10 protein-coding genes and 3 pseudogenes are annotated in these 8,281 nt (G+C 42.9%); 9 read left to right on the top strand and 4 right to left on the bottom strand.

Translation table 11 applies throughout. The features are described 5' to 3' along the window. Window positions 1–126, top strand: a pseudogene (locus LC574_RS15305) (transposase); the annotation flags it as partial. On the opposite strand, the pseudogene LC574_RS15300 reads toward LC574_RS15305, so the two are convergent. Beyond that, window positions 120–839, bottom strand: a pseudogene (locus tag LC574_RS15300) (DUF3370 family protein); the annotation flags it as partial. The pseudogenes LC574_RS15305 and LC574_RS15300 sit on opposite strands and share 7 nt — an antisense overlap. Window positions 840–1,015: 176 nt before the next feature. Between LC574_RS15300 and LC574_RS15295 the strand changes: the two are divergent. Then, entirely contained in the window at window positions 1,016–1,192 is a 177-nt protein-coding gene (locus LC574_RS15295; RefSeq protein WP_229454309.1) for a hypothetical protein, read from the top strand. A 494-nt stretch (window positions 1,193–1,686) separates the two neighbouring features. Here the strand turns inward: LC574_RS15295 and LC574_RS15290 are convergent. After that, window positions 1,687–1,854 (bottom strand): annotated as a pseudogene (locus LC574_RS15290) (peptidase C15); the annotation flags it as partial. A gap of 58 nt (window positions 1,855–1,912) precedes the next feature. Between LC574_RS15290 and hisH the strand changes: the two are divergent. Together hisH and rsmD are read left to right on the top strand one after the other, a co-directional pair. Beyond that, window positions 1,913–2,548 carry an imidazole glycerol phosphate synthase subunit HisH gene (gene hisH, locus LC574_RS15285; RefSeq protein ID WP_229454308.1) on the top strand — a complete coding sequence of 212 codons (636 nt, stop codon included), beginning with the start codon at window positions 1,913–1,915 and terminating at the stop codon, window positions 2,546–2,548. A gap of 106 nt (window positions 2,549–2,654) precedes the next feature. Beyond that, on the top strand, window positions 2,655–3,200 hold the full coding sequence (rsmD, locus tag LC574_RS15280) for a 16S rRNA (guanine(966)-N(2))-methyltransferase RsmD (protein WP_229454307.1): 546 nt from the start codon (window positions 2,655–2,657) through the stop codon (window positions 3,198–3,200). A 129-nt stretch (window positions 3,201–3,329) separates the two neighbouring features. Here the strand turns inward: rsmD and petG are convergent, their stop codons facing one another. After that, the gene (gene petG, locus LC574_RS15275) at window positions 3,330–3,443 is read right to left on the bottom strand and encodes a cytochrome b6-f complex subunit V (protein WP_063721252.1); all 114 of its coding nucleotides are present in this window, start codon (window positions 3,441–3,443) and stop codon (window positions 3,330–3,332) included. Window positions 3,444–3,653: 210 nt separating this feature from the next. Here petG and LC574_RS15270 point away from each other — a divergent pair, with 210 nt between their 5' ends. After that, on the top strand, window positions 3,654–4,028 hold the full coding sequence (locus LC574_RS15270) for a cytochrome c (RefSeq protein WP_229454306.1): 375 nt from the start codon (window positions 3,654–3,656) through the stop codon (window positions 4,026–4,028). Between the two features lie 475 nt (window positions 4,029–4,503). After that, complete coding sequence (locus LC574_RS15265; RefSeq protein WP_229454305.1) at window positions 4,504–5,295, top strand: peptidylprolyl isomerase; 792 nt, start codon at window positions 4,504–4,506, stop codon at window positions 5,293–5,295. Between the two features lie 446 nt (window positions 5,296–5,741). On the opposite strand, the gene LC574_RS38500 is transcribed toward LC574_RS15265, so the two are convergent. Then, a complete protein-coding gene (locus tag LC574_RS38500) occupies window positions 5,742–6,131 on the bottom strand; it encodes a hypothetical protein (RefSeq protein WP_306422122.1) in 390 nt (129 codons plus the stop codon). 7 nt (window positions 6,132–6,138) lie between these two features. On the opposite strand from LC574_RS38500, the gene LC574_RS15255 reads away from it, so the two are divergent. The 3 genes from LC574_RS15255 to ispE form a co-directional block, all read left to right on the top strand. Then, window positions 6,139–6,351 carry a helix-turn-helix domain-containing protein gene (locus LC574_RS15255; protein ID WP_229454304.1) on the top strand — a complete coding sequence of 71 codons (213 nt, stop codon included), beginning with the start codon at window positions 6,139–6,141 and terminating at the stop codon, window positions 6,349–6,351. A gap of 315 nt (window positions 6,352–6,666) precedes the next feature. Further along, window positions 6,667–7,527: a 16S rRNA (adenine(1518)-N(6)/adenine(1519)-N(6))-dimethyltransferase RsmA gene (gene rsmA, locus LC574_RS15250; protein ID WP_229454303.1), complete on the top strand. Its 861-nt coding sequence runs from the start codon at window positions 6,667–6,669 to the stop codon at window positions 7,525–7,527. A gap of 70 nt (window positions 7,528–7,597) precedes the next feature. Then, on the top strand, window positions 7,598–8,281 hold a 684-nt coding region (gene ispE / locus LC574_RS15245), incomplete at its 3' end, for a 4-(cytidine 5'-diphospho)-2-C-methyl-D-erythritol kinase (RefSeq protein WP_229454310.1).

Below are 8,281 nucleotides of genomic sequence, written 5' to 3'. Positions count from 1 at the left end.
ACACAAAAATACTGTAAACGTGGCGAGATGGAAAATCGCTTTAAAGAACAACAACTTGAACTTTTTAGTGATAGAACCAGTACGCATACATTCGCTGGAAATCAACTACGATTATGGTTTTCTTCTAAAGTAGGCGATCGCTCACTGCCATCGGGATTAACCCGTGCAAACATGGCTAGGCTAGCTGCATAGACAGTGCCATTACTTTGCAATCGGATCAATGTAGACCGACCATTGAGGGGTGGTGTCAGTCCCTGCACAGGAATTGGTAAATTTAGTAACATTCGACTTTGCCCTGGTGGAATCTCAATTTGAGCGGGAAAAATCTCTTGTCGCCTTCCCCTCAGTACATCAGACATGACGCGATCGCCTGGGCCGGCAAAAATTGTACCCAAAAGATTTTGGCTAAAGGATGGTAATTGAATAAATGGTGCATCCGGTTGACTCAAATAACTCGCCGCCTGCCAAATATTCACCTTCACTGCTTCAGAACCAGGGTTGTGCAAAATTATCCCTAGATACAGCGATGTCTCCGACGGGCTACGCCTACGTAAATTCTCTGGCGGTTCAGCTTTAGCAACATGGTGGGCAAAAATATCAAATCGTCCTCGAAAGGGAAAATTCAGATGCGCCGTTGGCACTTTTTTGCTATCTGGTGGAAAAGTAGAGAGTAAAATTCCTTCTTTCAACACCAATTCTGGACTATTGCTGTTAAAAGTTGGCACTGTATCCAATTGTCCTGGTAAAGGACGTACTTCTTGTGGTTGCACGACTTCTTCAGGCGGTGGCATAGAAGGAGTTAATTGGGCAATCGGGAAAATTAGTAACAATGGCAACATATACTTAGATATTTCTTTCACCATACAGACATTAACAACTTGATGAAAGTGCCAGTTTGTTAATATTTAATACGGACTACAAAATAATCTCAAGATTTTTTACATTACTTAATCTAATTTGATTTATTCTCGCCTACTTACTTAGTACAACTTTGCGTAAAATCGTAGCGTTTTTAATGCAAGGGGACGCATTGGCATTGTTACCCGATGCATTGGTATTGTTACCCGATGCATTGGTATTGTTACCCGATGCATTGGCATTGTTACCCGATGCATTGGTATTGTTACCCGATGCATTGGCATTGTTACCCGATGCATTGGCATTGCAGGGTATTGCCAAATTTAATTCGTAGCGAATTCTCTGCGTACCTTTGCGCTTACCTCTGCGCCCCTGGAGCGTTTAAATTTCAACCCTCAATTCGCCACGATTTTACGCAAAGCTGTACTTAGCAACTGCTTCCCCACTTAATTATGTACGGCTTACACCCATGCCACAACAGATAATGTAATCAGGTTGAATTGCATTAATTTTTTCCATTAGGGACTTCCAGAAAATAAATTATCCAATTTGGAGAACAAAAACGATCTTTAGATTCTTCCTCCCCTGCGATAAGATTGCTCCTCCTGCTCCCCCTGCTTACTAAAACGATTGATTATTTTTTATGAAAAAAGCTAGGTTCAAAACCTTGCCCCTTGTGGGCAAAAAAAATCCTTATTTCCCAAGGCAGGTAGAAACCCCACCCGCAAGTGGCGTGGCTGTATTTAATTTTGAATTTTGTTAGCGCCGGCGGCAAGCGAGTCCGCGAGCGTCATTTTGAATTTTGAATTGATTCATTTGTAAGTCCCTTACCTGAGTACTAGCAAGTTGCACATCTACGGGTAACTGGCGTAAAAAACTTAAGTCATCTGGTATCAGATCAAGTTTCGTAACTTCAAGTAATAAATCATCAGAAGAATTCGACTGTTGATATTTTAGCCAAATGTCAAAAGAAGTTAATAGAATTCTTTTCTTCATAACAAATATTATTTAGAATAGAAAAACCCTCCATAATAAATTTACAAGGAGCAGGTAAATGCCAGTAATTGCGATCGTAGACTACGAGATGGGAAATTTGCATTCAGTCTGCAAAGGCTTAGAAAAAGCTGGAGCAACTCCTAATGTTACTTATTCTCCAAAGGAATTAGAGCAGGCAGATGCAATAGTTCTGCCGGGGGTGGGAGCATTTGATCCAGCAGTCCAACACCTGCGATCGCGTGGTTTGGAACAACCTATTAAAGAAGCGATCGCATCTGGTAAACCTTTTTTGGGAATTTGTTTAGGATTGCAAATTCTCTTTGAATCAAGTGCAGAAGGTACTCAACCAGGACTAGGAATTATCAAAGGAAAAGTGCGGCGGTTTCGCCCAGAACCTGACATCACTATTCCTCACATGGGTTGGAATCAACTGGAAGTGACTCAACCAAAAAGTCTTTTGTGGGAGCATTTACCGTCCGATCCTTGGGTGTATTTTGTCCATTCCTACTATGTTGACCCAATAGACCCGTTAATCCGTGCAGCAACCATCACCCACGGCACTCAAACCGTCACAGCTGCGATCGCCCACGAAAACCTGATGGCAGTCCAATTTCACCCCGAAAAATCCTCTAATATCGGATTGCAAATCCTATCTAATTTTGTTGCTCAAGTCCGCGAAAAAATTCCTGCCTAATTATTTTGTCATTTGTCATTTGTCCTTTGTCATTTGTTAATAAATGAAAATGACCATCGACCTTGAATTAATGCCAATACCCTATTTGGCCCATGCCCAATGAATAATGAGTCTGAGAATTTACGGTAATCGCCAGCTAAAAACTTTACCAGGAAAAGAAACTAGACCCACTAGTGCGCGGGTAAGGGAAGCAGTGTTTAATATTTGGCAGGGAGAAATTGCAGGTTGTTGGTGGCTAGATTTGTGCGCCGGTACTGGTTCAATGGGTGCAGAGGCTTTGTGTAGAGGAGCCAGCCTAGTAGTGGGAATTGAACAATCGAGCCGAGCCTGTGCCACCATCCAACAAAATTGGCAGCAGGTAGCTAATGCCGAGCAAGAACTTCGGGTATTGCGGGGAGATATTTTCCAACAGTTAAAGACTTTATCAGGCAAGCAATTTGATAAAATTTACTTTGATCCACCTTATGCCAGTGGATTGTACCAGCCAGTATTAGAAGCGATCGCTCACTATCAACTTTTAGATCCTAGCGGTGAAATCGCAGTTGAACATGCCTCACAAGGTTGGACACCGCCAGAGATTCCCGATTGGGAAATTTGCCGCGAGAAAGTTTACGGCAACACATCACTTACTTTCTACAGAATTGTCCAATGAGAAAAGAGGGGGCAGACAAAGGAGCAGGAGGAGAAAATTTTACTTCGTCCCCCTCATCCCCCTCATTTTCCCACTCAAAACTCAGCACAGGCTAAACCATAGCTATCCGCTAACAAAACTCAGCACTGCCTACCCCCCCAACTGATTGGGGCGCTTATATTGCTTATAGGCAGCGTAAAACAGTCCAGCGAGGGTGACGAAAACTAGACCAAGGACAATACCTGATAGCAAGGGTTCAACCACTGTAAATCTCCTCTTTGTAATTATTAAATATTCGTTGCCTGTTTTTGATTTTACCAAATTTCGTATGAATCCTGCGCCCTACAGCCTTTTTAGAGGGCGACTGCTCACAAGAAAATAATCTTCTGTGCTTGCAGACACAATCAAGAACTTTTAAGCTATGTGTAGGAAATGAAAACTTTTTAGCACACCTAGACTTTCACAGCAAACCTTTTGGATAACCAGATTACCAAACCTGAAATTTTGATTCAGCGGATCGTTTTATTGACGCTGGCTATACTGCTAGCAGTCCCTTTGGGCTTTTTGGGTGTTCAGTTGGTTCAAGCCTCCGATCCATACGTCAAGAGTGTTCTATCCTTAACAGGAAACCCAGTTCAAGGACACGCGATCTTTCAAATTAACTGTGCTGGTTGTCATGGCTTGGAAGCAGATGGGCGAGTAGGCCCCAGTTTGCAAGCTGTCTCAAAGCACAAGTCTCGATATGGACTGATTCACCAAGTGATCAGTGGCGAAACCCCGCCAATGCCCAAATTTCAACCTAGTGCCCAAGAAATGGCGGATCTTCTGAACTATTTAGAGTCGTTGTAAACGTTAGAATTTTTGGTTGCGGGATACATAATAGGACTTTAGTATAGTGAGCGTAGGTGCAGCCCATCGTAGACATCGCTCTACCAAAAAGATAACGGGAAAAGTCAGATTCAAATGAAACTCGCTATAGAGTGAGTATTTCTGGTTAACTAAAAACACCTTTGTTAGGAGAGCGTTGTCTCAAAGCACCCTAGCTCAGTCTGATAACAACGCCCTTCTATGTTGCAGTGGCGAGAAGTGTCATTAGTCATTTGGCCTTCGTCCTTTTCTTCACATCTGGTCGTATTTACGTAGAATCTTTGATAAAAACTCATATAAACTGTATATTTTAAAGTATGTTAAAGCCACTATTTAATTATTACGAAACTGAGGTTAGCGTCCCTAACTCCGTAAGATTAAGACAAAAGCTCCCAGTGAATGGGCTACGGTTTAGCTTCTTTGACAGACCAGATATTCTTAAGATGCCCGAAAGCTAATGACTGAAGCGATCCAAATCGGTAATCGTACAATCACAGCTAGTGAACTGATTTCTTTACTGGCAAGTTACCAAATGCTGCCACAGTTGCAGCGCGAATTAATCATCGATGAGGCGATAGAGCAAAACTCACACTCTGCCAAGGTAGTATGTACACCTGAGGAAGTAACCCAAGCTAAACAGCAGTTTTTCGCTGAAAAACAGTTCAAAAATGAAGAAGACATCCAGACTTGGATGGCACATCAAGGGCTGACTCCCGAACAACTAGAAGTTATTATTACTCGTAAGCTTAAAATTGAAAAATTCAAGCAAGCTACTTGGGGTAATAAACTGGAATCCTACTTTTTTCAGTCCAAGACAAAACTAGACAAAGTAATTTATTCTCTACTGCGAACCCAGGATGTGGGAATAGCGCAAGAACTTTACTTCCGCATTCAGGCAAAAGAAAACTCTTTTGCTGACTTGGCGCGTGAATATTCACTCGGGCCAGAAGCCCAAACTGGAGGCTTAGTAGGCCCGGTTGAACTGAATGCACTACATCCGGTAATGGTGCAAATGCTATCTAGCAGTCAACCAGGTCAGATATTGCCCCCTGCCCGCATCGCCGACTGGTTCGTGATTTTGCGCCTGGAAAAATTTATCCCCGCACAACTGGATGAATTTATGAAAGTGCGACTGCTGAATGAACTCTTTGAAACCTGGCTACAAGAACAGAAAAAGCAAATCATGTCTGCACCACGACCAGATGCAAAGACGGGACGACAGGGAGAGGGTGATCAACCTTTAACCTAAGTAGTATGAAAGGTGACTCCTATGCTTGCCTTCAAAACTGAAGATAGCGATCGCAGATGTGTATGAATATGTCATTTTTAAATCGCTTTCTACTGAACTTGGCTAAGTTGAGAAGGTTGAGTGAAGCGATCAATTACATTTGATAGGATTGAGGCGAGACTAGCGCTCTCCCCCCTTTTACCCAACCTGTTTGTTCCAAAGTTGAGAAGGGTGAGAGACGCGTCGTGCATTGGTGTCAACTTAACGTAAAAGCCATGTCCGCAAGGAACTTCAGTTCCTTGCTAATAGCGAAAGTCATCTTTAGATGACTAAATAATCCGAAAAATTTTTAGTCTACTTTAGTAGACTTTAGCTATAAGCCCTGAAATTCATTTCAGGGCGGGCGTGTCAGCCAACAGATAAGCGATTTTTAGCTTAAGTTGACACCAATGCGCGTCGTGCCAACCTTACACGAGTTGTTCAAGCAAAGACTTTTCGCCTTCTCCTAATATTTCTATAACTGTTGAATCAAAAACAATTACATGACTTGCAGCAGGTAGTAGTCGCCGAAGAATTTGTAGATAGGCATCTGCATCATTCCGACGACGAAACCGAGCTACTACCAGGCGCTGTATGTTGGGTAGTTGCCGAATAATACACCAAGGATGACTATTTGATTTTGGCTTTGAGGTTGGTATCATAGGTTTATCCTCCCACTTTGTGGGATGTGTTAGGAATAGCGATCGCTCTGTTAGTTTTCCAGGCTGAACGAGCGATCGCTTTTGATGTTGTTCATCTTGTTTTAGGTGGAATCCCACCTCATTAATGATTAAAAGGTGGAATCTCGCCTTTGTCAAGATAAAAATGGGGCTAGTTAGACTAAAGATTAGAGAACTTGCAGCAGAAAAAAGTTGGACAATCAAAGAGGTGGCTGAACGTGCTAAGGTAAACTACAACACAGTGAAAAGTTACGCACGACACCCTGGCATGAATATGGTTGACCTGACTGCTGTTCAAAAAATAGCCCGTGCTTTTGGTGTATCAATTGAAGATTTGATTGAAGTGGTGGAAGAGTAGGCAATTACGAAATCCAGTGTGTTACATCGCAGGGATTGCAAGAGATAAACTTAGAACTGCTAAAGTAGAAAGCTGATATAAAAAAAGATTCTACGAGTCCACGTCATCCCATCCATAATTATTGCGGAGCTTGCGGTTTAAGACTTCATCCTATGTGATACTTATATCGAATTTTACATAATAACCACCGTTATGATCACGGAGCGTTTGGAGGAGAAGATAGGCGTTACAGTGAGTCTAGGGCTGTAGAGGGACTAAAAAATTTATAATTAATTTTTGAGAAAAAGCTAAAAACTAGACAGGCAATAAATACAGATGATCCGACCGCGTAAGGTCTTTGCTCAACATTGGCTCAAAAGTGAAAAGGCGCTCGACGCAATTATTAAAGCAGCAGAGTGTACAGAAAGCGATGGCTTTGCCCGCCGTAGGCATCGCATCTTGGAAATTGGCCCCGGAACCGGGATTCTGACTCGTCGTTTATTACCCTTGGTGCAATCTTTGGTTGCAGTTGAAATAGACCACGACTTATGCCAACTGTTGTCAAAGCAGCTTGGTAAGACTGAAAATTTTTTACTGCTGCAAGGCGATTTTCTCACTCTAGATTTACCATCTTATCTGGGAGCCTGTCCCAATTTCCAAAAGCCAAATAAGGTAGTAGCCAATATTCCCTACAATATTACAGGGCCAATCATTGAGAAACTACTGGGTACGATCGCCAACCCTAACCCTGAACCATTTGACTCCATAGTGTTGCTGGTACAAAAAGAAGTCGCAGAAAGGTTATATGCTAAACCAGGATCAAAAGCCTTTGGGGCATTGAGTGTGCGGGTACAGTATTTGGCTGAGTGTGAGTTAATTTGCACAGTTCCAGCGGCCGCATTCCATCCACCGCCAAAAGTTGATTCAGCAGTGGTGCGATTGCGTCCCCGAAAAATAGAAATACCAGCACTTAATCCTCGACAGTTAGAGAATTTCTTAAAGTTGGGGTTTGGTGCCAAGCGCAAAATGTTACGAAATAATTTGCAATCTGTTATAGAACGCGATCGCCTGACCCACTTACTGGAACAATTAAAAATAAATCCCCAAGCTAGAGCCGAAGACCTCGGCGTTGAGCAATGGGTAATTTTAGCAAATGAGTTGGGAATGGGGAATTGGGAGTTGGGAGTTAGGAGTTAGGAGAATTCCCATTCCCAATGCCCAATGCCCAATGCCCAATGCCCAATGCCCAATTCCCCATTCCCAGAAAATGCATTCCTACAGCCTAATTGCCCCTGCCAAAATCAACTTGTATCTGGAAATCATTGGTAATCGTCCCGATGGTTATCACGAGTTAGCCATGATACTTCAAAGTATTGGTCTTGCAGACCAAGTTGATGTTCGTTCCATCAGCACTGACAGCATCCGTGTTCACTGCAACCACCCACAATTACCGACAGATAACAGTAATCTGGCATACCGCGCAGCAGAATTAATGGTGAGACAATTTCCCGAAGCCTTTGCTAAATATGGGGGCGTGGAGATTACCGTTAATAAGCAGATTCCTGTCGCTGCTGGGTTGGCTGGGGGTTCGACGAATGCAGCAGCTGTCTTGGTAGGAATAGATTTACTGTGGAAGTTGGGGCTAACTCAGTCCGAATTAGAGGAGTTGGCAGGTACACTTGGTTCAGATGTCCCATTTTGTGTAGCGGGTGGAACTGCGATCGCAACAGGTAGGGGCGATCAACTTTCTCCACTGCCAAGTTTAGATAATATATATATACTTTTGGGGAAATACCGCAGCCTCGAAGTTTCCACGCCTTGGGCATACAAAAGCTATCGAGAGCAGTTTGGTGATTCTTATAGAGATAGCGACAACTTGGCAGTGCGTGCTAATGCAGTTCATTCAGGAGCAATAGTAAAAGCTGTCGTAAATAAAGATGCGGGAGAATTT

This window comes from Nostoc sp. CHAB 5715 (assembly GCF_020829685.1).
In the GTDB taxonomy this organism is placed as follows: Bacteria; Cyanobacteriota; Cyanobacteriia; order Cyanobacteriales; family Nostocaceae; genus Nostoc.
This window is presented reverse-complemented; position numbering and strand designations above follow the sequence as displayed.